The organism is Achromobacter sp. SD115 (assembly GCF_017355315.1).
In the GTDB taxonomy this organism is placed as follows: Bacteria; Pseudomonadota; Gammaproteobacteria; order Burkholderiales; family Burkholderiaceae_B; genus Achromobacter; species Achromobacter xylosoxidans_B.
In genome coordinates this window covers 17442-41057 of sequence record NZ_JADIJM010000025.1, presented here as the reverse complement: position 1 = coordinate 41057, position 23616 = coordinate 17442, and the positions used below count along the sequence as shown (strand labels likewise).

The 23616-nt window shown below is 58.6% G+C and carries 21 protein-coding genes and 2 pseudogenes; 6 read left to right on the top strand and 17 right to left on the bottom strand.

Going from position 1 to position 23616, the window contains the following annotated elements; translation table 11 throughout:
- Positions 1-18: 18 nt before the first annotated feature.
- The 8 genes from IPU70_RS27160 to IPU70_RS27125 all read right to left on the bottom strand — a co-directional run bounded on the left by IPU70_RS27160 (position 19) and on the right by IPU70_RS27125 (position 9430).
- Positions 19-1260 carry a TolC family protein gene (locus IPU70_RS27160; protein WP_207472375.1) on the bottom strand — a complete coding sequence of 414 codons (1242 nt, stop codon included), beginning with the start codon at positions 1258-1260 and terminating at the stop codon, positions 19-21.
- Positions 1257-1559, bottom strand: coding sequence for a DUF3240 family protein (locus IPU70_RS27155; RefSeq protein WP_076469030.1), 303 nt, complete (start codon positions 1557-1559; stop codon positions 1257-1259). The genes IPU70_RS27160 and IPU70_RS27155 overlap by 4 nt, the downstream gene beginning before the upstream one ends.
- Positions 1552-4635: an efflux RND transporter permease subunit gene (locus tag IPU70_RS27150; RefSeq protein WP_207472374.1), complete on the bottom strand. Its 3084-nt coding sequence runs from the start codon at positions 4633-4635 to the stop codon at positions 1552-1554. The genes IPU70_RS27155 and IPU70_RS27150 overlap by 8 nt, the downstream gene beginning before the upstream one ends.
- Positions 4635-5762, bottom strand: a complete 1128-nt coding sequence (locus IPU70_RS27145) for an efflux RND transporter periplasmic adaptor subunit (RefSeq protein WP_207472373.1) — start codon at positions 5760-5762, stop codon at positions 4635-4637. The genes IPU70_RS27150 and IPU70_RS27145 overlap by 1 nt, the downstream gene beginning before the upstream one ends.
- 647 nt (positions 5763-6409) lie before the next feature.
- Positions 6410-6535 (bottom strand): YHYH domain-containing protein, encoded by a 126-nt coding sequence (locus tag IPU70_RS27140; RefSeq protein ID WP_127185740.1) that lies wholly within the window; start codon positions 6533-6535, stop codon positions 6410-6412.
- A gap of 106 nt (positions 6536-6641) precedes the next feature.
- Positions 6642-7964: an MFS transporter gene (locus IPU70_RS27135; RefSeq protein ID WP_207472372.1), complete on the bottom strand. Its 1323-nt coding sequence runs from the start codon at positions 7962-7964 to the stop codon at positions 6642-6644.
- A gap of 24 nt (positions 7965-7988) precedes the next feature.
- Positions 7989-9140: a nickel/cobalt efflux transporter gene (locus IPU70_RS27130; RefSeq protein WP_207472371.1), complete on the bottom strand. Its 1152-nt coding sequence runs from the start codon at positions 9138-9140 to the stop codon at positions 7989-7991.
- Positions 9141-9151: 11 nt separating this feature from the next.
- Positions 9152-9430 carry a metal-sensing transcriptional repressor gene (locus IPU70_RS27125; RefSeq protein ID WP_207472370.1) on the bottom strand — a complete coding sequence of 93 codons (279 nt, stop codon included), beginning with the start codon at positions 9428-9430 and terminating at the stop codon, positions 9152-9154.
- A gap of 146 nt (positions 9431-9576) precedes the next feature.
- On the opposite strand from IPU70_RS27125, the gene IPU70_RS27120 reads away from it, so the two are divergent.
- From IPU70_RS27120 to IPU70_RS27105, 4 genes are read left to right on the top strand one after another with little or no spacing between them, the layout of a single operon-like run.
- Complete coding sequence (locus tag IPU70_RS27120; protein ID WP_207472369.1) at positions 9577-10518, top strand: chromate resistance protein ChrB domain-containing protein; 942 nt, start codon at positions 9577-9579, stop codon at positions 10516-10518.
- A 46-nt stretch (positions 10519-10564) separates the two neighbouring features.
- Entirely contained in the window at positions 10565-11890 is a 1326-nt protein-coding gene (chrA, locus tag IPU70_RS27115) for a chromate efflux transporter (protein WP_238924855.1), read from the top strand.
- Positions 11891-11899: 9 nt separating this feature from the next.
- Complete coding sequence (locus tag IPU70_RS27110) at positions 11900-12370, top strand: chromate resistance protein ChrB domain-containing protein (RefSeq protein ID WP_076468622.1); 471 nt, start codon at positions 11900-11902, stop codon at positions 12368-12370.
- Between the two features lie 33 nt (positions 12371-12403).
- Entirely contained in the window at positions 12404-13333 is a 930-nt protein-coding gene (locus IPU70_RS27105) for a Fe-Mn family superoxide dismutase (protein ID WP_207472367.1), read from the top strand.
- 276 nt (positions 13334-13609) lie between these two features.
- On the opposite strand, the pseudogene IPU70_RS27100 reads toward IPU70_RS27105, so the two are convergent.
- From IPU70_RS27100 to IPU70_RS27075, 6 genes and pseudogenes are all read right to left on the bottom strand, one after another.
- Positions 13610-13879: pseudogene (locus IPU70_RS27100) on the bottom strand (IS30 family transposase); the annotation flags it as partial.
- Between the two features lie 213 nt (positions 13880-14092).
- A complete protein-coding gene (locus IPU70_RS27095; RefSeq protein ID WP_207472366.1) occupies positions 14093-16192 on the bottom strand; it encodes a DUF3732 domain-containing protein in 2100 nt (699 codons plus the stop codon).
- Positions 16189-16650: a three component ABC system middle component gene (locus tag IPU70_RS27090; protein ID WP_207472365.1), complete on the bottom strand. Its 462-nt coding sequence runs from the start codon at positions 16648-16650 to the stop codon at positions 16189-16191. Before IPU70_RS27090 ends, IPU70_RS27095 begins: the two co-directional genes overlap by 4 nt.
- Positions 16647-17906: a hypothetical protein gene (locus IPU70_RS27085; protein WP_207472364.1), complete on the bottom strand. Its 1260-nt coding sequence runs from the start codon at positions 17904-17906 to the stop codon at positions 16647-16649. The genes IPU70_RS27090 and IPU70_RS27085 overlap by 4 nt, the downstream gene beginning before the upstream one ends.
- Before the next feature lie 302 nt (positions 17907-18208).
- Positions 18209-18820: a tyrosine-type recombinase/integrase gene (locus tag IPU70_RS27080; RefSeq protein WP_207472363.1), complete on the bottom strand. Its 612-nt coding sequence runs from the start codon at positions 18818-18820 to the stop codon at positions 18209-18211.
- 685 nt (positions 18821-19505) lie between these two features.
- Positions 19506-19742 carry a hypothetical protein gene (locus tag IPU70_RS27075; protein WP_207472362.1) on the bottom strand — a complete coding sequence of 79 codons (237 nt, stop codon included), beginning with the start codon at positions 19740-19742 and terminating at the stop codon, positions 19506-19508.
- A 341-nt stretch (positions 19743-20083) separates the two neighbouring features.
- On the opposite strand from IPU70_RS27075, the gene IPU70_RS33110 reads away from it, so the two are divergent.
- Positions 20084-20353 carry a CrpP-related protein gene (locus tag IPU70_RS33110; RefSeq protein WP_371819109.1) on the top strand — a complete coding sequence of 90 codons (270 nt, stop codon included), beginning with the start codon at positions 20084-20086 and terminating at the stop codon, positions 20351-20353.
- On the opposite strand, the gene IPU70_RS27070 is transcribed toward IPU70_RS33110, so the two are convergent.
- The 3 genes and pseudogenes from IPU70_RS27070 to IPU70_RS27060 all read right to left on the bottom strand — a co-directional run bounded on the left by IPU70_RS27070 (position 20276) and on the right by IPU70_RS27060 (position 21742).
- Positions 20276-20500 (bottom strand): DNA-3-methyladenine glycosylase, encoded by a 225-nt coding sequence (locus tag IPU70_RS27070; protein WP_207472361.1) that lies wholly within the window; start codon positions 20498-20500, stop codon positions 20276-20278. The two genes, IPU70_RS33110 and IPU70_RS27070, sit on opposite strands and share 78 nt — an antisense overlap.
- Before the next feature lie 141 nt (positions 20501-20641).
- Positions 20642-21304 (bottom strand): annotated as a pseudogene (locus IPU70_RS27065) (SOS response-associated peptidase).
- Between the two features lie 63 nt (positions 21305-21367).
- A complete protein-coding gene (locus IPU70_RS27060; protein WP_207472360.1) occupies positions 21368-21742 on the bottom strand; it encodes a hypothetical protein in 375 nt (124 codons plus the stop codon).
- Positions 21743-22251: 509 nt separating this feature from the next.
- Between IPU70_RS27060 and IPU70_RS27055 the strand changes: the two genes are divergently transcribed.
- Positions 22252-23316, top strand: a complete 1065-nt coding sequence (locus tag IPU70_RS27055) for an IS110 family transposase (protein WP_127183285.1) — start codon at positions 22252-22254, stop codon at positions 23314-23316.
- The last annotated feature ends 300 nt before the right edge of the window (positions 23317-23616 follow it).

Here is a 23616-nt window from a genome sequence, read left to right as displayed (position 1 = left end):
AGCGACAGCGTTTGGGGGTCAGTCTTTGTCGAGATCCCAGATCAGATGCGCGTCTATCTTTAGCTTGTAGGCCGCTTTCAATGCCTCGGCTTGGGCCGCCAATGCGCTGGCATTCGCTCCGGTGTCCTGACGTTTCGCGATCAGAAGGCTCTGCAGGTCGACCTCACCGAGGCTGTATGCGCGCTGCATCAACGCGGCGTTCTTCGATAGCATTTCCGCGTTCTGCCGAGCGACTTCGGCGGTTAACAAAGTTCCGCGGGCCGCAGCGATGTCGCTCGATGCTTCGACGTCTAGCTGGCGTCGCTTGAGTTCAAGTCCTTGATAAGAAACGTCTGCGCTGGCCGCCGCTTGATCGGCGCGCTGGATCCGCGCGCCTCCGGGGATAGGTATGCTGACGCGTACTCCCCAATAACGCTCGGCGCCGCCGCGTTCGGAGGCGGTATATAGACCGACGGTTGGATCGGGAACGCGTTCGGCTCGCGCCCGGGCCGCAGCCGCTTGTGATTGGGCCAATTGAGTCTGGACAATCTGAAGATCCTCGCTTGCGTCGATGATTCGAGTCCGAAGCTCGACATCATCCTGCGGCAATTTTTCAGGTAGAGGCAGTTCAGTCGGCTCGCGCTCAATGCCTGGGAAGCGCATGGACAGGCGGGACCACGCAATATCGCCAAGCATGGCGGCCTGGCTACGTTGTCGGTTCTGATCTGCCAGTTCGGCTTGCGCCAATCCCAGGTCCAGTCGCGAGGCGTCGCCCGCCTTTACACGTCTTTCGACAGCCTGCACACTTTTTTGCACGGTCTCATAGTTGGTCTGGGCAAGGCGATTTGCCGCCTCGGCGTGCAGCCAGTCGACCCAGAGCCTCATCAGCTCAGTGGCGGAGTTGTGTATTTGTGCTCGGTACTTGGCTCGAGCCTCGCTGAGCACGCCGCCGGCGAGCTCCCGATCCGCATTCGCTTTCCCGGGAAGACGAATCCCTCTGTCCACACCGATGTTCCATTCGTTGTAGTGCTCTCCGGTGTTCACATTCCGGCGCTGCGCGCTAACGGAAGGCGTCCATTCATAGGGAGAATCCTCAAGAATGCCGGCCGCGCTGCGGGCAACACGTAAGTTCGCGATCGCCGCGGCTACCGCCGGATCCTTGTTAAGCAGCTCGCGGACCTGCATCGTATCCGGCATTTTGACGCCGGGTTGCGCTGGCGATTTCCCTTGCGCAGGCATCGTTGCGACGAGCACAGCGGCAAAAATATAGGGCTTTATCATTTCTGCCCTCCGGACTGAGCGACCGCAGTGCGCCACATGAGCAATCCCGATTTTCCGAACGTGGCGCTAAGCCGTTCTTCTATTTCGTCTGCCTGCTGGTGATCGCATAACACGCGGATCTCTACGGCCGCCGCGCGTCCCAAGACCTGTTCCGCCTGGCTCAGGGCGCCAAAAGCGACTCCATGAGCGGCCGCAGTTTGGCGGATGAATACGGGCGACGGCTCCATCACGAGAAGAAGATCCTGTATGCCTTCTTCGACTGAAGGCGTGCAGAGAATGGTGAGGCAAGTTTCAAACATGGGCGTCTCCTCGCTTGCTGAACGCGAAGCGCAGGTAGAGGATCGGAAGGAGCAAGAGGGTGAGAGCTGTGGCGGTAATCAAACCGCCGATGACGACGATGGCCAGAGGGCGCTGAATCTCAGATCCAGGGCCAGTCGCAAACAACAGGGGAATGAGCCCGAAGGCGGTGATCGAGGCCGTCATCAGAACTGGCCGCAGGCGTCGTTTGGCTCCCTGCACTACCACTTCCCGCAAAGAAAGACCTTCCAGCCTCAACTGGTTGAAGTAGCTGACGAGAACGACACCGTTGAGTACGGTGATCCCAAGAAGCGCAATGAAACCCACAGACGCTGGCACCGACAGGTATTCGCCGGTAAGCCAGAGCGCAACGATGCCGCCTACGAGAGCGAACGGGATGTTGCTCAAGATGAGCAATGACTGCCGCACGGACCTGAACGTGGAGAAGAGCAGAGTGAAGATCATGCCCAGGGCCACGGGAACAACAACCGTGAGTCGAGCCGCCGCGCGCTGCTGATTTTCAAACTGCCCGCCCCAGGAAATCCGATAGCCGGTCGGCAACGGAACTTTGCTGGCCACCAGCGCCTTGGCCTCTTCAACGAATCCGACCAGGTCGCGGCCGCCGACGTTGGCGATCACGACGCTATATCGGCTGCCCATCTCGCGATCGATCTTGACCGGCCCGGCTTCGCGTTCCAACTTGGCGAGCGTTGATAAAGGCACCGTTCTGCCATCTGGCGTGGTTAGGCGCATGGCCGCAAACTCGGCGGGGGACATTCGGGTACTCTCTGGACCGCGGATGACGATTGGAGTTCGACGGTTGCCTTCGATTGCTTCGCCCGCACGTTGGCCTTCTATCTGAGCGCGAAGTGCATCCTGAATCGCCTCGACCGAGAGTCCGAACTGCCCGGCTTGCACCCGATCTACCTTCACCTGCAGATACTGCACGCCGTCGTTTTGAACCGTGTAAACGTCTTGGTTCCCGGGAACCGTTTTCAGTACCGACTCGACTTCTTGAGCGTAGCGATTGAGCTCATCCAAGTCAGGTCCATAGATCTTGACGGCAAGATCTCCACGAACGCCGATGATCATTTCGGATACGCGCATTTCGATCGGCTGCGTGAAGCTGTATTCGATGCCGGGCATGGGATCCAAGACCTTGCGGATTTCGTCCATGAGGGCTTCCTTGCTGCCCATACGCCACTCGTCCCGTGGCTTGAGAAGAAGGTACGTGTCGGTCTGGTTCAACCCCATGGGATCGAGCCCAATCTCGTCGGACCCGGCACGAGCCACGATGCCCGTAATTTCAGGTACCGAGGCCATCAGTGTTTGATGAATGCGCATATCCAGCTGGGCGCTTTCCTCAAGGCTGATCGAGGGCAGTTTCTCAATGCCGACAATGAGCTCGCCTTCGTCCATCGTCGGCATAAAAGTCTTGCCGACCTGGGTGTAGATGACTGCGGCGCCGAGCAACATTGCGATTGCGCAACCGGCAACGAGTTTCTGTCGCTTCATTACCCACTCAAGAGTGGGCTCATACAAGCCAAGTAGTTTGCGGGGCAGCCAAGGCTCGTGATGGCTGACCTCTTTCAACAGGTAGGAGGACAGAACGGGAATCACGGTGAGCGACAGAACCAGCGATCCTGCAAGTGCAAATACGATGGAGATCGCGACAGGTACGAAGAACTTTCCTTCAAGGCCTTGTAGCGTCAGCAACGGGAGAAACACCGTGATGATGATGAGAATGCCGGCGGTCACAGGAACGGAAACTTCTCTCACCGCTCGATAAATCGTATGGAGTCGCGGGACCTTTCCTGCAGTGGGATCACTGGCGATGCGTTGGACAATGTTCTCAACCACCACGACTGCGGCATCTACTAACATGCCGATGGCGATCGCCAGGCCCCCCAAGCTCATTAAGTTGGCGGACATGCCGAAAAAACGCATGAGGATGAAGGTGCTTAATGCTGCCAGCGGCAATACCAAGGCGACGGTAAGGGCGGCGCGCAGATTCCCAAGAAATGCGCCAAGCAGCACGATCACCAGCGCGGTGGCTTCGAGCAACGCTTTCGAGACGGCTCCCACCGCTCGATCGACTAGCAATGCACGGTCATAGAATGGCTTGATCGTCACTCCAGCAGGCAGGGTCGGTTGAAGCTCTGCCAGTTTTGCTTGGACGCCTTCGACTACGCGTTGTGCATTGGCGCCGGCAAGTCCTAAAACCAGACCCTGCACGGCCTCGCCCTTTCCGTCTTGGGTGACCACGCCGTATCGTGTGACGGTTCCAACTTTGACTTCGGCGAGATCTCCAAGACGCAGGGATTTGCCGTTTGCCGAAGGCACGGCGATTGCACGGAGGTCGTCTAAATCTCGAACATTTCCTTCGCTGCGAACCAGCAGCACCTCGCCGCCTTCGCCCAGGCGTCCGGCTCCGTCGTTGCGGTTGTTGGCGGAGACGGCGTCTCGTAGTTGCTCATTTGTGACACCAGCAGCGGCCATGCGCAGGGCGTCCGGCACGATTTCGAAAGCGCGTACTACGCCACCCAGTGCGTTGATGTCGGCTACACCAGGCACTGAGCGTAGTGCAGGACGGATGACCCAATCCAATAAGCTCCGTCGCTCGGCGAGCGATAGGGAGTCGCCCTCCACGGTGAACATGAACATTTCACCGAGGGGCGTTGTGATGGGGGCCATGCCGCCTTCGATGCCCGGCGGAAGATTCTCCAGAATCCCTCCAAGCCGCTCACTGACCTGCTGTCGCGCCCAATAAATATCGGTGCCGTCCTCGAAATCGATCGTCACGTCGACCAACCCGTACTTGGTCACCGACCGCAGGATGCGGGTGTTTGGTATGCCAAGCATCTCTACTTCAATTGGTACTGCGATGCGGTTTTCGACCTCCTCTGGCGTCATGCCCGCGGCTTTCATGATCACCTTTACCTGGGTACTCGATACGTCAGGAAAGGCGTCGATAGGCAGCCCTCGGTACGCATACCAACCGGCTCCGGAGAGGATCGCGACCAAGATCAGGATAAAGAGCCGCTGCGAGAGCGAGAACTGAACGAGGCGTTGGAGCATCACTCCTTCTCCCCATTCTTCAACCAAGCGCCCTTCAAGGCCACGACCCCTGCTGTCGCTACCTGATCGCCATCCTTCAGGGCGCCGGACACTCGCGTAACGTTCCCCGCGCTCGCCAGCAATTTGACAGGGCGAGCTTCAAAACCGTCCTTGCTTCGAACAAAGACATATGCGTTCTTTCCGTCATGCGCGATGGCAGCAAGTGGAATACTCCATCCTTTCGGTCCTTCGCTCGATGCAAGCTCTGCGCTCAGGACCTCGCCAGGACGTAGGGGCGTGGCCGATTTTTCGACTTCGGCGCGCACGATAACGGTCTGCGACCCGGCGTCTACGATTGCTGCGCTGCTAATAAGGCGGGCCGTTACTTCACGCCCTTGGACGGTCACCTGGGAACCTTCCGTCCACGACACGAGCTCCGTCGCCGGCACTTGAATCTGCAGCCACAGTATTTCGGCGCTGGAGATTTCCGCAAGGGGCGATGTCGTGTCGACCCGTTGACCCGGGCGCGCGGTGATCGCGTTGACTACGCCCTTGTGGCCAGCGCGCACCGTAAGCGTCGATTGGGGCGCGGCCGATTTCTCAAGACTTTGTATCTCGGACACTGTCATGCCAGTCAAGCGCAACGCAGCCTGAGCCTGCAGCAGAGCCGCTTCTGCCTCACGGAGGGCGGCATTAGCTTCCTGAACCCGTCGTTGCGGAATGATGCCCTCGGCATACAGGCTGCGTTCACGCTGGAAATTCTGGCGCGCGAGCGAGGCCTTGGCCCCGTTCTGGATCATGTCGAGCTGAAGTTGGCCGTATTCGCTGCTCGCGACGGTGAGGAGCGGCGTTCCTTCGTCTACCGCTTGGCCGGGTAGCGCGAGGATCTGTGTAAGAAGACCTGAAACTGGCGAACTGATGACCCGGTCGGCATTGGACGGCAGCACGACCTTAGCGGGATAAGCCGTCTTAACTTGCGGCGAAGCCGAGGACAACGGCAATAACGTGATCCCGAGTGCGGCAATCTGGTCGTCCGCGACAACGAAGGCGGCCGGTCGATCTGCCGCGAATGCGGCTGAATACACGAACAGGCAGCCGACAAGGCACAAGCGAGCGCGGCGGCGCGCCGTGGCCGATAGGTTTTTCATGAGACTCTCTAAGGCGCCAGACAGGCGCAGCAACGCTCACGCGGCTTCTTGTCGCCGCGAGCGAATTGAACAATCAGCCCTTTGCGGGCATGAAAATCAGAGAGGGAGTGCGCTGCGAGGAGGACGCAGCGGCGGCGCAATGGCCAAGCTCGGCACTTGTGGTCGTGCGAGCGATGGGAGCGCCGTTAGGTGGGGTAGAAGAAGTGTTTGTGCAACTGCCGGCACAAGGCCAAAGGGATGGTGAGACGCTTCGTGTAGAAGCTGGTGCTGCGTGTCGGTAAGCTGGCCCGGCGCCGCCTCTTCGCCGGCATGACGCTCGGCGTCCGACAGCACAAGAGTCTCTCCATGACTGTCGCTATGAGTTACCCAACCTGTTCCCCAGCCGAGCAGTACCGTGCTCGCCAGCATTGCGGCAAACAGCAGTAAGGAAACGGCCTTTTTGATGGGAAGGGGCATAGAACGGGAAGCGGTGCTCCGAGATTCGTCTAACGCTGTAGGCCGAAAATCGGGTTAGATCTGGCTCAGATCTTATCCTGGCGGGGGGGATGGGGTCAACTTACAATTTCGTAAGAGTTTGGGTCCGAAACGGGAGCCTATCCGCCTTCTCCCGGGGGCAGCATGGTCGCCGACCCCGGGCCTTTCAAGCTTCAATGGCAGTGCGAGCCGCCATTTTTGTTGTCTCGGTGGCAACCATTCTTATCGGTGCCGCCGCTATGTGCCAACGCGGATACCGAGACCAGCATAGCGATAACAGCCAAAGCGAGCTTCTTCATAATCGATCTCCTCTCTAGAGCAGTCCCCTATGGACGGCAACTAACATTTAATCATGTTTGTATAGAAAAGATACGAAAACCGAAATCGTCGGCAAAGTCGCTGTCGCTACTTGGGACGGTCAGGCCACCGGCGGTGATCATCGTCCACGATGTATTCATGCGAATGATCTTCGGTCGCTCCATGTTCGTCGACCGTAAGGTGCGGGTGACCTGGATCGAGGTCTGGATGCTGGTGTTTGACCCGGTCCGGATCGTGCGATGGCCAGATCGCCGCCGCGACGGCAACGGCTGCGCACGCAACACCGCCCATGATGAGGAATGTTGTGTGAGCGCTGGCGTTGGCACTTAGCCAACCCGCAAGCGGATATGTGACGAGCCAGCAGGCGTGCGACAACGCGAACTGTGCTGCAAAAAGCGCAGGGCGATCCTCTTGATGGGCTGAACGCCGTAGCAATCGGCCCGACGGCGTCTGAGCGAGTGAGTAGCCTAGCCCCAACGCTACCCACAAGGGCAACAGCCCACCATATGACGTCACGGCCATGCCGCCCAATAAGCCAACTGCCAGGACGGCGGCACCCGCCAACATGGCACGCCTGTCGGGGACGCGCTCCAGAATGCCTGGAAGCGTTAAAGCCGCCACCATGGAGCCGGCGCCAAACGCCGCGAGCGCCCACGCAGTTGCGTGTTGCGTGAGTCCATAGTGCCCTTGCACGAGCACCACAGTGTTGACGATTACCATTGAGCTGGCGGCAGCGACGGCCACGTTCAGTGCCAGAAGGCCGCGAAGACGCGGGGTGGCCAGATAAATGCGCAAGCCGCGCGTTGTCCGTTCGGATATGCCGCGGGGGGGAGGGGTTTTCGCTTTGGGCAGCACGACCGAAACCACAAGTGCGGCCGAGGCCAGGAAACCCACCATGGTGCCCCAAAACAGGCTGTGAAAGCTCACGACAGTCAGCAGAAGTGCCGCCAACATTGGGCTGGCGACACTCTCCAGGTCATACGCTAGCCGGGAAAGCGAAAGCGCCCGTGTGTAGTCTGCCTCTTTTGGCAACACGTCCGGGATGGTGGCTTGGAAAGTCGGCGTGAATGCCGCAGACGCGGATTGGAGCAGAAATATGAGGATATAGATCTGCCACGTTTGCGTGACAAAGGGAAGCGTCAGCGCGACGAGGGCGCGTACAAGATCCAAGGCGACCAACATGGCTCGTCTGGGCAGGCGCTCAGCGAAGGCAGCCGCGATAGGCGCGACGCCGATGTAGGCCAGCATCTTGATTGCCAGTGCGGTGCCCAGCACCTCGCCAGCGCTGGCGCCCGCAAGATCGTAGGCCAGTAGACCGAGAGCGACCGTGGCGAGGCCGGTGCCTACCAACGCAACCACTTGCGCGGTGAACAAGTGGCGATACGTTCTGTTGGCAAGGATGCTTAGCATTCTTGTTCCTTGATTCAGTTAATCCTACGCATGCAAGGCGCGCATGCCGATCCAACCGTTCAACCCCACATAGATGCCGACGGCGATGATCAATATGCTGGAGAGATACGGGGCACGACGCGCCACTGTGGAGAACCAGCTGTACCGTTTTGTCGCATGCCGTACGCTCAAGGCCGCAACGGCGCCGACCGTGACCAGCGTGATCGCCAAACCGATGGAAAAACACAGCACGAGAACTGCGCCCAACGTGAATTCCTTGAGTTGCAGGCACAGCAACAGCACGGTGATTGCGGCAGGGCAGGGAATGAGCCCGCCCGTAAGTCCGAACAGCGCGATCTGCCAGTTGGTGACGTTCTTGTCCGCAAAGCGACGCCGGATGTCGTTCGCATGCGCCAATTGGTGAGCGTCTTGAAAGCCTTCTCCTGTCACGTCCAACCCACGGAGCTCCTCGTGAATGTGGTCGTGCTGATGGGCATCGTTTTCGACAAAGGCAACGTCATAGCTGTGCGCATGATGTCCGTGGCTCAAGGTCAACCGCGCCATGAACTGATGGGGTTCCGGAATCTGGTCGACGGACTCCAGGTATCCGCCATGATCGACAAAAGCAAAACTCTGTACCGAGCCATCCGGACGTTCTATGGAGACGTTGACGTCGGCGGCGCGCCACGCTTGCCCATTGAGGGCCCGCAAACGCCAGCGCGGTGGGACTCGGTTTTCGAAGACCTCTAAAACTACCCGGCCATGGCCCGTGTCGATTTCCCGATGCGCTTCGCCATGAGCATGCGCCTCGTGCGAATGACCATGATCGTGGTCGTGGGGATCGTTCGCGTGTTGTTCGCGCCAAGTGCGCCAGAACATCCAGGCGGCAATCAGCACGATGATCAACCCTGATGCCAGCTGGAAGTAGGGTTCCAGGCCTTCGGCATCTACACCCTGCCACAAGTACATCCCTCCAAGCCCGATTCCCCACACGATCAAGGTGTGCGAGATGGTTGCTGTGACCCCAAGCAACACGGCTTGGCCAACCGTTCCTCGTATTGCGACGATGAACGCCGCCATCATCGTTTTGGAATGCCCGGGCTCAAGGCCGTGCAACGCGCCAAGAAGTATGGCGCTTGGAATGAACAGCCACGCGTGAGAGGCGCCCTGCGCGAGGAGGTCGGAGAATGACAGCATGGTTGCTTCCGCTAGAGGTACTTCGTGATTTCTTTGAACTCGTCGATGGTGCGCCGACGTTCGTCGTTGAGTTCGCCCACCGCATCTTCCAGGCAATGGTCAATGTGGTCTTGAATGAGAACTTTCTTGGCCTGGGATATCGCCTTTTCGACCGCGTGCAACTGCTGGGCAAGGTCCAGGCAGGGACGATGCTCTTCGATCATCTGCAAGATGCTCCGCAAGTGGCCTTCGGCGCGCTTGAGTCGCTTCGCGATGGCGTCATGGTGGTGGTGAGGAGTCGATGTCGTCATGCACCGATAGTATCCCCCTAGGGGGGATATGCGGGCAAAAACCATGACTAGTACGAGGGAACTGTTGCATTGGCGCACGAATATTATTTTGTCGATATATCTACATTTATGTAGCGTCTATAACTTCTTGGATGTACGCTTCGCTCATGAACTGGCTAACTCTCGTCCTCTCCTTGCCTACCGAAAACGCTACGGCGCGCATGCGCGCCTGGCGCGCCTTGAAGGCATGTGGCGCCGCTGTTTTGCGCGACGGTGTCTACCTTCTGCCTAGGCAGGACGGCGACGACACCTTGGCCACCATAGGGCGCGAAGTGCGAGACAACGGGGGCACGGCCCATCTGCTTCAAACAACGATGGATGTTGACGAGGAAAGCGAGTATCAGGCGCTTTTCGACCGCTCGGCGGACTATGCCGAGCTGATGAAGGAGGCCGCGCAAGTGCATAGCTTGTTGACGCCCGACAGCGCCATGGACACGCTCAAGCAAACCCGCAAGCTGCGCAAACGGTTCGTTCAGATTGCGGCCATCGACTTTTTCCCTGCCGAAGCCCAGCGGCAAGCGGATGCCGCGCTGAAAGAGTTGGAAGAGGGGGCGAATCGTGCGCTGTCGCCCGACGAGCCCCATGCGGCGAACGGGGCGATTCCTCGCTTGTCGGCCGCTGAATACCGGGGCCGCCACTGGGCCACGCGGGCGCGCCCGTGGGTGGATCGGTTGGCTAGCGCCTGGCTGATTCGGAGGTTCATCGACCCGGACGCCCGTTTTCTATGGCTTCAATCGCCAGCGGATTGTCCGGACGACGCACTGAGCTTCGACTTCGATGGCGCGACCTTTTCCCATGTCGGCGTCAAGGTGACGTTCGAGACGCTCTTGGCTGCGTTTGGCTTGCAAAGTCGGGCGCTGGACCGGTTGGGATCGATCATTCATTACCTGGACGTTGGTGGCGTGCAACCCGCGGAAGCTGCAGGCGTGGAGCAGGTCTTGGCTGGCTTGCGCGAGACGATCACTGATGACGACCAGTTGTTTGCCTTAGCCAGTGGCATTTTTGACGGCTTGGCGGCCAGCTTTGCAAAGGGGGCAGGAAATGAGTAGCCGATTGCAAGAGGCAGGGACGCCACCTTTGGAAAGCTCGGTTCCCATGGAAGCGCCACAGCCCGTGAGCTTTCGTCAGGCGCTTTGGTTCTGGTTGAAATTAGGCTTCATCAGCTTTGGCGGGCCCGCTGGGCAAATCGCCATCATGCACACCGAACTGGTGGAGCGGCGTCGTTGGATCAGCGAGCGCCGGTTTCTGCACGCGCTGAACTACTGCATGTTGCTGCCCGGTCCAGAAGCCCAGCAGTTGGCCACCTATATCGGATGGCTGCTGCACCGGACCTGGGGGGGAGTGGTTGCAGGGGGCCTTTTTGTGCTTCCCTCGCTATTCATTCTGATCGGATTGTCATGGGTATATGTGGCTTGGGGCGACGTTCCCGTCATCGCTGGACTGTTCTATGGGATCAAGCCAGCCGTCACGGCCATCGTCCTGCACGCGGCGCACCGGATCGGCTCACGCGCACTGAAGAATCCCGTTCTTTGGAGCATCGCGGCGGCGGCTTTCGTGGCCATCTTCGCTGCGAATGTGCCATTCCCGCTGATCGTCGCAGTGGCGGCATTGGTCGGCTTCGTAGGCGGCAAGAAATGGCCCGAGTACTTTCGAACCGGCGCGCGGCATGGCTCAGGCGCCTCAGGTTTCGGCCCCGCGTTGATCGATGATGACACCCCCACGCCCAGCCATGCCAAGTTTCGTTGGCCGCGGTTGGCGGCCATTGCTGGAATAGCGGCATTGATGTGGGGCGTGCCCATGGGTGTACTGACCGCTGTGTACGGTTGGCATGGTGCATATACGCAGATGGGCTGGTTCTTCACGAAAGCTGCATTTCTTACTTTCGGCGGCGCTTACGCAGTGCTGCCGTACATCTATCAAGGTGCCGTGGACACCTATGCGTGGCTTACACCGATCCAGATGATCGACGGTCTGGCGCTGGGCGAGACCACCCCAGGTCCGCTCATCATGGTGGTTGCTTTTGTCGGATTCGTCGGCGGGTACGCCAAAGCACTATTGGGCCCGGAGACGCTGTTCCTGGCAGGCACGGTGGCTGCGACGATCGTCACCTGGTTCACCTTCTTACCGTCGTTCCTGTTCATTCTGGCCGGTGGCCCACTGGTCGAGGCGACAAAGGAAGACCTGAAGTTCACCGCGCCACTCACTGCGATCACCGCGGCGGTTGTCGGTGTCATTCTCAATCTAGCGGTGTTCTTTGGCTATCACGTCCTGTGGCCGGAGGGCTTGGCAGGACGCTTCGAACTGGGCTCGGCGTTGATTGCGCTGGGCGCCGCCATCGCGCTGTTTAAGTTCAAACGCGGTGTGATCGAGGTCATTGCGGCTTGCGCCGTCATTGGCCTTATCCTGAAACTCACCCTATGAGGTGGTGCCATGAAATGGATTACGCGGGAGCATCCGAAGATTGACCGTATAGCCTGTCCTTGGCTGATTAGCCGGTACATCGATAAAGAACCCGAGTTCCTGTATGTCCCGGCCGACCGCGTGCTGAGCGAGGCCGAAGCAACGGGAGCTGTGCCGTACGACATCCCAGGAGTGACCCTGACGCACGTCGGGGAGCGATGCAGCTTTGACACATTCCTGGATAAATACGAACTGCACGACGCAAGTCTTAAGGACTTGGCGGTGATCGTACGCGGGGCGGATACCGACAGATTGGATCTTGCGCCCCAATGCGCCGGTCTTCTGGCCGTATCGCTCGGGCTGTCTCGGAATTTCCCTGACGACCATCAGATGCTCGAACACGGCATGGTGGTCTACGACGCTTTGTACGCTTGGTGCCGCCACGCGCGCGGCGAAACACACACTTGGAACTATGCGTCCGAGAGTGGTAGAGCGGCCTAACGTGTTAGGCGCAATAGCAAAAGGAGAGTCATCATGGAACTGTTGGCAAAGCCGCTCCTCGTGGATTCAGAACGGATCTCTGGGCTGAGTGGAAAGCTTGTGCGCAGCCACTATGACAACAACTACCTGGGCGCGCTGGCACGATTGAACGCTATTAGGAAAAAAATGAAGGAGTCGCGTTGGGAATCAACGCCGGCCTTTTCGCTCGTGGGCGCCAAGCGAGAGGAGTTGCTCGCAGCTAACTCCGTGTTTCTGCACGAGGCCTACTTTGAAGTTCTAGGAGGTGATGGGGTACTCCCCGCAGGAGGGCTTTCCGTCGCATTGGAGCGCGATTTTGGGTCTGTCAATCAGTGGAGCGCTGAATTCACCTCTCTGGCAAGAGCGATGAGTGGGGGATCCGGTTGGGCGATCCTCGCGTGGTCCTCGCGTGACGCCAAGTTGGTCAATCACTGGGCCGGTGATCACACCCAGCTATTGGCTGGTGCATCGACATTGCTCGCACTAGACATGTACGAGCACGCCTATCACATCGACTTTGGTGCGAAGGCAGCTGCCTACGTCGACTCATTTATGGCCGAAATCCAATGGCGTGTCGTCGCTTCACGGTATGCCCGGGCGATAGACGAAGCGAGCTTAGGGATGGAAATCCAAGCATCCGAAGCAGCGGCGGTGGACGCAATCGCAATTCTGGACGTGCGACGGCGCGCGGTATTTTCCCTTTCTTGCGAGAGGGTTGCGGGCTCTGAGTGGCAAGACCCTGCGCAGCCTACGGAATGGATGCGCAATTTCGACAAGTCCGGGCCTGTCGTGGTCTATTGCGTACATGGCCACGAAGTCAGCCGAAGCATCGCGTTGGCGCTCAACGCAAGGGGTATCCCTGCGCGGTATCTCGTGGGAGGGATCGAAGCATGGCGAGAGGCTGGACTGGCTATGACGAATGAAAAGAAGCATCCGGCGGACTGACCGCAAGATCGCGAATGCCGGGAGTTGGCCGAGCCTAGTCCCGGAAACTACGCGCATGGGGCCCGAAACCCCAGTAGCAAACCTGGACTCTAGTGCTGAGGCGAATGTCCGATTGTGGTTGTGCATTCAACCGGTCGTTGCAACTGATTGTTGAAATCGTTGTGCTGGGCTGTCGTAACCCAGGGTCTTCCTCGGACGCTCGTTCAGAGCTCTAGCAATTTCATTGAGCTTAGCTTGCGGGTAGTTGCTAAGGTCAATTCCTTTCAGCAAGGCGGGCCGTTCAAGTTTTACGGAGATATAACGGATCGACCGGCCGCAGACCAGCCCCCGCGAAATCTCCTCTCGATCAGCTAGCGTCAGCGCCAGACGAGAACGGCATCGTGATGCTGGCTGAATGCCTCCCGTCTCTGAAAGGATCCGCTGAATAGATGAGTGAATTCGACCAAATAGCTGAGCAATCTGCTGAAGCGATTCGCCCTTGCGCCAGCGCTCCCACATGAGGAGTCTCTGATCTTCCGTGTAGTAGATTCGAGGTCTTTGCTTCATGTGCAACACTCTCTCTGCTTGCGCAGCCTCTAGTGTGTTGCAACGACCGATTGAATGCACAGTCGCGAGCAGACCCCGTGTACGCCCGCTCTCGACCCGAATCGGTCACTCAGAGACCCTACCAGCGCCAGCAGTACGAACACCAGCACAAAGCCCGCCAGGTCCATCCAGGCGATACGGGCGGACCGATGTATGCCTGGGCCTGCTGCAGGGTCACGTCGCGATGAAGCCACGGTCACGCCAGCGATCGGCGACGAAGTCTTCGAAGTCGTAGCCCTCGCCGAGCTCCAGTCTGTCGGCATGGTCGCAGACGATGATTTGCGGCTTGTTGCCGACCTCCTGTGCCGTGTCATCACAGAACTTGGCCAGGACGGTGAACATCTTGGCGACGGTATTCAAGTCGTCATCGGCCGTCGAGATGCGTGTGTGCGTGTCCACAGGCGAGTTCGCGGCGCGTGTCGAGGGCTCGTCCGCAGTCGTTTCGGACTGTGGGCTGCCGGGCGCGCTGGCGGCGTCCTGGTTCGCACGCAATTGGGCTGCATTAAACTCCTTTCCGTAGTCGGCGGAGGGAAAGTAAACCTGCGTCGGTTGGTCGAGAAACAGCACGGGCGGCAGCTTGCAGTCGGCGTAGGCCGCAAACTGGTAGTGCAGGGACAGGAACAGCGTCAGGTGCGAATACAGCCAGTTCGCGCCACTGCCCATCGACCGCAGGAAGACTTTCTTCTCCGGCGCGCCGTTTACCCCCGGTGTCTCATGCCATAGGTCGAAGGAATCGATGTCGAACTTCAGGGATCCATTCTTGTAGGAGTCCTCGAAGTCGAAATGTGTGCCAACGATCTCCAGGCGCCGGTTGATGTTGCGTTGCAAGGCCAGCAGCCGGGGCGCAACATCGAGCAAAGCCTTCTTCGATTTCAGGTCCGCTACCCGGTCCTGGAGCAACTTCACCAACTCCGTGGTTTCCGTGGGCGGACTCTCGATGCGGCGCTCAATGGCAATTTCCAGCTTGATCTTGGCTTTCTGCGCTGCCGCATCGACAGACTTCGAGCGCTGCAGGCGGTCGGCCTCCTGGTCCAGTGGACGCAGTGCGTTTTCGACCTGCCGCAAGGCCTTGCGCGCCTTCTTGAGTTGCTCGTCGATGTCCCGACGCTCCTGGCCAAAGCCCTCGCGGGCATAGGCCGAGACCTTCAGCTCGCCGTTGAGCCAGTGGATGGCCGCCGAGAGTCTGTTGGCCTCATCTTCGGCGGCCTCCGAGGGTGACGCACAGACCGGGCACACGGCATGGTCCAGATGGGTTGCCCTCGGGATGGGCAGATCCGTCATGGCACCGGCGAATCCCTCGACTTGCTGTGTCGAGACGTCGAGCAGGTAGCGCGTGTTCAGGGCCTTCTGGATCTCGGCCATGATCTCGGCCTTGCGTGTGCGCAGTTCCTTGCGGGTCGCGTCGAAGGTATCGGACTGCCCATCGACCGTGACGGCGATGCCGGTCAAGCGTTCCAAGGCCTGCGCCGGCTGCATCCAGATTTCTTCGGCGGTCAACTCTGTCAGCGGCGTGCCCGCCAGGGCGTGGAACTCACGCAGGTGGCCTGCCATCTCTTCGATGCCGGCCGATTTGATCTGCTCCTGCTTGGGGATGACGGCCAGGGCACGCTTGAGCTCGGTTTCTGCTTCGGCGAGTTTCTTGGCCAGGTCGAAATAGTCCTCTCCCACGATCCCCATGAAGATCTTGAAGTGATCGATGGCCTGTTCGCGTTTTCGCTTTTCGTCGAAGCGGTAAAAGATCGCATGCCGGTTGGCCACCAGGTTTTGATGCTGGAGCATGAACGAGGCAAAACTACGGATGGAAGGCGTCGGGCTTTTCTGACCAATGAGCTGCTTCTGCAGCGGGTCGGTGTCGATGTCGTCCATGGTGACGCCGAAGTAGCGCCCCAGGCTCTTGGAGAATTCGATCCGGCTAAGCTGGTATTGCGCGGTGAAGAAGTTGACCACGTCCTTGACGTAGGCCAGCACATGCCTGGCCTGCTCGCCACTGACTTCTCGCAGGAAACATTGGTTGGCGTTGTCTGCCCTGCGGCCGGCGACGACCGCCATCCCGGAAAAGCGCCATACGGTGAAAAATATCTTCGCCCGCTGGGTGATGATGCCTTGCGGAATCGTGTCTTCTGAGCTGCCCATGCAGTAATCGAAGATGTCGAGAATGGCACTTTTGCCCTTCGAAGATTTGCCGGTAATGATATTCAAGCCTTGCTTGAACTTAACGCTGTGCGCCTCATTTTCCTGGTCGATCACGCCGATATATCGGACATAACATTTCATAGCGACTTCAATCCCAGCATTCTATAAATGGTCACGACGCTTTCACTCCTGAATATCATGGCGAGCTGACGCGCATAACGCAGCATCTTGGGGTCTGCATTCTCCGACTGCCGGTTTTCGCTGGCGAGAACCGACAGGTCGTCGTTGAGTTGAAGGCTTTCATCCGCGCGCAGTATCAACAGGGCCTTGTTGGTGATGGGCGCATATTCCGAGATGCGAAGCGCCAGACCGACCAACCGCGAAGAGTCGGATGTCATCGTCCGGATCGAGCTGGTTCGATTGGCGGTATGCAAATACTCCTGCATCGCGGGAAACGACACCAGGGGAAGAACCAGATAGCTCAGCAGGATGTCTTTCTCCATCGGCTCCCAGTTCAGGTAGAAGCTCTGGATCACCGGCGCCAGCGCAAAGGCATTGCGATGCAGGATATAGAGATGATCGGCGGCGGTATCCATCATTCCCAGAGTTTCCAGTGAAATTCATCGTCCTTGTTTTCGGGGGGCTCGTCTGCCAGCATGTGATAAATGCCATTGCGAAATTCCGGCATGGTGTTGGCCATGGCGCAAAAAGGTTCCGTCGGAGCTTTCATACGTGCCAGGTAGAACTTGAGTGACGCCTTCTTGAGGGCCGCGTCGTCCTGCAGCCCGTCGCAATCCAGAATGGCGGCTTCTCGCGCCACAAAATGGTTGCTGCGGTGGTTGTGGAGGTAAAGGTCGAGCGAGGGCTTTATGGGAATCTGATCCTTGAAGAGCCCGGAAATCGTGTCCTGCGCAAACAGGCGGTGCAGGGCCGCGTGCTTGAGATATTTTTCGCCCTCAATCTCGAGGATCTTCCTGGCGAAGAGCATGGGCCTGATTTCGTCGAGATCGACTTTTTCTTCCAGCGGTCGGAGATCCCTCAAAGGGAACTCTGCCGGATGCTTCATGCACGAGGCGTTCAGAGCCGTCAGCTTGGCGGTGAACGCCTCGTGGGTGATCTTCCAGCCGTTCAGGACGAGTTCGGTGCTGAACATGAAGCCCAGCAAGTCGTCCAGATACTGCTGCTGCAGTGACGGTCGTATGGCTTTGAGGTAGCGGGTCTTGTAGCTGTCGATGCGCTCTGGCAGAGCGTCTTCGCCCGGGATGATGAGCATGCGTTCCAACACCTCCATCAGCGCCGCGCGGTTCTCGGGCGCTAGCACCTCCTGCTGCAGTGCCCGCGCCTTGGGCGGCTTGCGGGCCGTAGTTTCAGCAGTTTGGATGGTCTCGTCCTGAGGCTCGGGTGGCTCCTCCATTTGCGTCCGCGGTACGCCAGCCCCGTCGCCGCCGATCTCCTGCATGCGCTCAAGCCGCTGCACAGCGGTCAGGATGTTCCAGTCCTTGAGGCGGCTCTGGGCTCCGAACTCCTGAGTCGTCAGAAGCACCAGGGACTTGTAGCTGCTGCGGTCAAACCGCTCATGCAGCCAGTTCCGGATCGTGTTCCAGAAGTTCTGGTGGCTGTCGGTCAGCTTGTCACGGTAGTGCTTGACCTCGATCTGGGTCTTGCCCGGCACGGTGACATCGCCCATGGCTTCAATCCACAGGCACTCCCCGGGCATGAGGTCGTGGCACTGTTCTACGGCCACGAGCAACTGGTACTGCAGCGCTACGAAAAGTACTGTTGCATCGACTGGCAGAGCTTGCGTATCGGGCTGCAGCTGTTCGGACGGAGGTGGCATGTGCTGTGTCGGCTGCAACTCGAAGTCTCCTGTTTCCTCTATCTCTGGCGGCTGGGTTGATGAGGCATGCCCGCAATCACCATCCGGCGCGGCCTGCATAGGTCAAGAAACGGACAGTGCTGGCATTGAATTTTGCCATGTAAATAGAATGTATCGGAATACTGGGGCTGCATCCAGCGGCCAGGGCCGACGTCTTCGCATTCTCACCGCCATGCTTGCGCGTCGACGTTGACCGTCGAAGAGGTGATCATAGGCAGCTGTGGGCACACCCCGGGCGGCGAACGTGGAACAGTTGCTGTACAAGACTGTCAGATTTCCGTCTATTCAGAAATCTCAAGAGCATTGTCGACCTCGATGCCAAGATAGCGGACGGCCGACTCGAGCTTGGAGTGGTCAAGTGGCAGCTGAACAGCGCGAAGATTCTTGGTCCTGCGATATATGAGCGTCGCCTTTGTGCGGCGCATTGAATGAGTGCTGTAGTCCGCCGGATCCAGGCCCAGTTGTTCGACCCAATGTTCCAGGATTCTTGCGCACTGGCGGGTACCAAGATGGGGAGAGCTGTGCAGCCTGCAGGGGAACAAGAAGTTGTCGGACTTCAGGCCCGCAGCCTTGATCCACTTCTGAAGCGTGTCGCGCGTGGTCGCGGTGATCTCGAACTGCACTGGCCGCTGCGTCTTGTGCTGCATGACGACTGCGCGTGAAGCGACCTGATCGCCATAGCAAACGTCGCGGACTCTGAGGGAGACAAGATCACATCCGCGTAGCTTGCTGTCAATTCCGAAGTTGAGCAACGCGAGTTCTCGCGCCCGGCTCTCCATCTGAAGGCGTACGCGCAGCGCCCAGATGTCTTTCGGCTTGAAGGGTGCCTTCTGTCCGACGATCTTGCCCTTGTTCCAGGGATCGCGGTGAACAACCGGGGCAGTGACTTCCATGATGGTTTCCCACCGAGTGAATAGGTCATGAATATGCGCCTTCTCGCTGCCACTGTCCACGAGTGACCACGCTGGCTGCATCAGGTCTTCAGATATGGGTGGCGAGCCCGGTTGCTCTTAAGTGTCCGCTCTTCCTGGCAGCCGTCATTCATGGGAAGGCGGGGCCGACCGGCGGCTCACAGCCTGAAGCCGTCGCCCGGAAGTCTGCCATGGCTGACCGTTTCTGGCCGATTGCAGACCTTTCGGTCTGTTTAGCCGCTAAACACCCCATTCAAAACACGTTTATCCGGACCCGTGGATATGTGGATGATCGCTTCGCGACCGCCCGGCTCGCTGTGCTCGGCCCCTGGACAACCGCTGATGGACAAACGGTGGACAGGCTCCGCCTGACCACGCGCTTGACCACAGGGTATGCCCACCGGCTACCCGCGCTTCTCCCACATACCCACCGGCCCCCATCGACCATCAATTGGAGCTAAAAATCGAAACCGGCTCCGGCGAGGTATTGAGTGCTATGTATTTCGCGCCGATCACGGGCAGCCTGCCGCGTCGGCCTGAAGCCGGTGCAGTTCATCGGCGATTTCGTCCAGTCTCGTGCGCAGCGCCGCCAGCTCAGGGGAAGCAAGATAGACCGAATCTAACGACTGCGTATTGAGCGCACACGCCGTCGTAAGGAGAACATTCATTAGTTCCTACAAGGTGATGCTTGGATCCATTGCATCCACCAGCCCTGGTAGTAACGTCGACCGTCGATCTCTTCAAAGCCGCAGACCATCATGCCTCGGTCCGACGAGAACGTTAGCAATTCCGGCTGTAGAAGGTCGGGGATTGCGCCCTTGGCGGTCGCCCCGAACTTTTGAAGGCCGTCCATGGTCATGACGCGGATGTACCGCTTCATGTCATCGCGCATGATCGAGTACATACGGACCGTGCCGGTGATCGCCGGAGCAGGGTCTCGGTCGGGACGTTTTACACCGAGGTGGTGGGTACGAGTAACAGTGCAAAGCATGATGCGCGGGGGGAAGGGTACTGTATTTATATACAGTATAAATTGAATGCGGCTGGTCCTTGTGATTGTTGGGGCGACCGCCTTGTCCGGCCATGCTGGCCGGTCAGTCCGTGACTTGGCAACGCTGGTCCAGAGCTTCGGCGACGGAAGTGCCACGCCAACCGATTTTTCAGTCATACCTCAAAATGTTGCATCCGTTGACCCAAGCGCGCTGAATTCGGGAAACTGAGTGAACCGTCTCTCGGAGAACCATCATGCATAGCGTTGTGGAACTGGGCGCGATGGCCGCGCGCTGCGGCGAGTCGATATTGTCTTGCCCCTTCTTGAAGGCCCACAATATGGCGGGGCATAGCGGGCAGCCAATTCATGAGTGGCAGGCGGCTGTGGACGCCTGGGAAGCGGGATGGCTATCCGCTCAGGATGATGTTTGCGGTCCACAGCAGGCGTCACGTGTCCTTGATGATTTCCTCCCGATAGGCTTCCGCACGCGCCAGCGTTCGATAGAACATCGCGCCGACGTCTAAGAGGCGGTCGAGTTCTTCGGCGTCCAGCTTCCCGCTGCATTTCTCTAGGCAGAAGGCGTATTCATTTAGGATGTCCGCCCAATCCCCGAAATGGCGTGGAGGTGTGGAGCGAAGGATCATCTTTGCAAGATATTCATCTGAGTTCATCGTCATCTCTTCCGCGCGCTGACGCTGTTTAGCCAATGACGTATCTCTGCAAAGCGCGTTCCAGCCTAGATGTTGGGAGTTGTTCAGCCGCTAAACTCGGGGCGGACTACAAGTCGGGGACGCAACGAACCGCTGGCGCCGTTATATTGGTTCAATAGCGTCCGGAAGCTGATATTTCGAATTTCCCACCTCTTGTCGCACCGGATGCCAGGTGAAGGCGTCTTCAGGCACGCTTTCGTTCAATAGCGCGCGGGCGTCGGGCGTCAGGTAGGACGGATCGACCCATCGCCGAGCGACATCCGGCGGCAGCGCCACAGGCAGTCTGGCGTGGACATCCACCATCCCGCCCCGGGTGTCGTTTGTCACGATAGCGAACCCATGCGCGGCATCGAGCTCAGCGCCCGATTCTCACGCCGTGAGCGCCGCAAAGTAGAGCTGGGCTTCGCCATGTATGTATTACGGTTGTTTGTTGCCGTCCGGCTGCACGGGCCATTCATACCACCCATCGGCAGGCACCAAAATTCGACCGGCGCCGATCAGGAAGCGCCAGGGCCACCCGTTCTTCAAGATGGTCTCCAGCTTCGCGTTGCTCATAAAGTGCTTGGAGTCGGGGCGCTTATAGCCCCAGGGCAGGCGTGCCATCGCTTCCGCGCCCTCGGCCAGGCGATGCAAAGCGAGCGGGCGTGTGCCCGGGGGTATGTTGAATCGCGGCCCCGTTGGGTCCGCGAAGATCTGGCCCAAATTGGTAAAGATCCGCTCGACGTAATCGAGCGGACCCGACTTCTGGACAAATCGACCGCACATCGCTGACCTCGTCGGAAGGAGCTGTCAGTTCAGTATAGGCCGGGCTCTTTTAGGCCCCCGCCTCTAGTCCTCTCCCGGCCCCAAAGATTCCGCGATCCCTTCTTGCACATCGAGCAGGAAAGCGCTGGATTCGGGCGTCTGGATCATTGATGGCACGGCGAGTTCAACTAGGCAAGTGAGCAACTCAGTGAACCACCATTTCACATCGACTCCAACTGGAGCGACATGGGTATAGGTCAGGTAGCTGACCGCACGTGTGACTATGTTGGGATCTCGACCGCATTCGATCACGTCAGCGACTTGCGTAGCTACGATTCGCATGAATTCGCCCGCAAGCTTCGCCACGGCAATCTCGGGTGTTCCCTGTTCTGACCATAGGGCGCCTCTCGCCAAATTCCGGCAGGCGATCTGCAATGCAGCAAGGTCAACGTCTTTCAAAGGCCTTCCTTGCAGGTTTGGTGTGACATGACCGAGAGTGGCCTGATTCTGGCGGCTGACAGTACTTGTATTCCGCCCAGCAAATTCCGGCAAGTTATTGTTCAGATCGAAGAAAATCGGCGTGCAGGGGCGATATGCGGCATAGACAGCGCACCCAAACGATTCCACGTCTGGCGCGCACGTGGCAAGCAGAGTAGCTTCCGTCTCGGGCTAGATTTGTTGGTGCGGCTCGCTCACAACCTCCTCGGAAGAAGGGATCGCCCGCCACAACGACGATCACGTCCCGCCTCTCAACCGCCGAACTTGCTGTCATTCGGACGCTATCCGATTCGGAGAAGGCGGACGGCATGGTGCTGGGAACGGGACCAGCCTGGGTGTCAGGCCTGGGCGCATCTTGGCCCTGCGCGCGCCAGGCTCAAGGGGCTTTCGAATACAAAGGGACTTCCTTCTGATGGCGAACTCCGCAGCCGTACTATCAATCGTCATCTTTATTCCTTTGGAGACGAATCATGGCGCAGATTGTTAGGGTTGGGGTAGACCTGTCGAAAACCGTCCTGCAGATCCATGCTGTTGATGACGCGGGCGCGACCATAGTCAATCGAGCCGTATCTCGAGAGAGATTCTTCGAGTGGTGTATTCAACTTCCAGAAGGATGCGTGGTGGCAATGGAAGCCAGTTCGGGCGCCCATCATATTGGGCGCAAGCTAACTGCGTTTGGCCTGGATGTGAAGATCATTGCCGCGCAGTTTGTTGCGCCGTACCGAATCCAGGGAAAAACCGGGAAGAACGATGCAAACGACGCAGCTGCGATCTGCGAAGCCGCTTCGCGACCGCACATTCATGCGATCCCGATTAAATCGGCAGAGCAGCAGGCAATCATGAGCGTGCATAAGGTCCGCGAGGGCGTTAAGGAAGAACGAACTGCGTGCATCAACAGGATTCGTGGACTTTTGGCGGAATTCGGCATCGGCGTCTCTCGTTCTCCGGAAGTGCTGCGACGTAGGTTAGCGGACATAATCGATGACGCTACCAACGAAATGCCAGCATTTGCACGCCTCGTAATCCGGCAGGCGTACTCACATTGGATCGAGCTTGAAGAGCATCTTGCCTGGTGTGATGACCGCATTAACGAGCATGTGAGGCGAGATCCCCAGGCGCGACGCGCGACAGAATTGGTGGGCATTGGCCCGATTACCGCTTCGGCTCTGGTCGCCTACGTCGGCGACTTTCGACAATTCAAGAGCGGAGCCCAGTTCGGCGCTTGGCTTGGGTTGACGCCCAAGCAGTCCTCAAGTGGAGGAAAGGCCAATCTCGGGAAAATTACAAAGCGCGGGAATTCCTACTTGCGGTGCCTGATCGTCACCGCCGCCAAGGCGGCAATTTTCTCGTGCGCGAAGAGAAATGATCCATCCTCAGTCTGGGCGAAAAAACTATGTGACCGTATCGGATGGCAGAAAGCGACCGTTGCTTTGGCCAACAAGAACGCCAGGATTCTGTGGGCGGTCCTGGCGCTTGATCGGAAATTTGATCGAGCGTACGTGAGTCCTAGCCCGTTCAGTACGTCATCATCCTGAGTCTGTGTAACGCATCGGCAGCTCGCAAGCGAAGATACTAGAACTGGTCAGACCGTCAGCAAGCAAGCTCGTATATGCCGCCGGCGTGAAGTTAGCGCCGACTTTCGAATGGAGCCTTGCTGAGCGGTTTGTATCTGGGTCCGCGTGATGTTAAGCGCACAAGACCGACTGTAGAAGCGCAGTCTGCACCATGTTCGTTCGTCATCTTCGAATCGGCGCTGCGTTCACGTATGCGTGTGTTCGTTCCCGTACGGTTCTTAATTAACGCTTTGATGGCAACTTTTCTATGGCTCTTGCAAC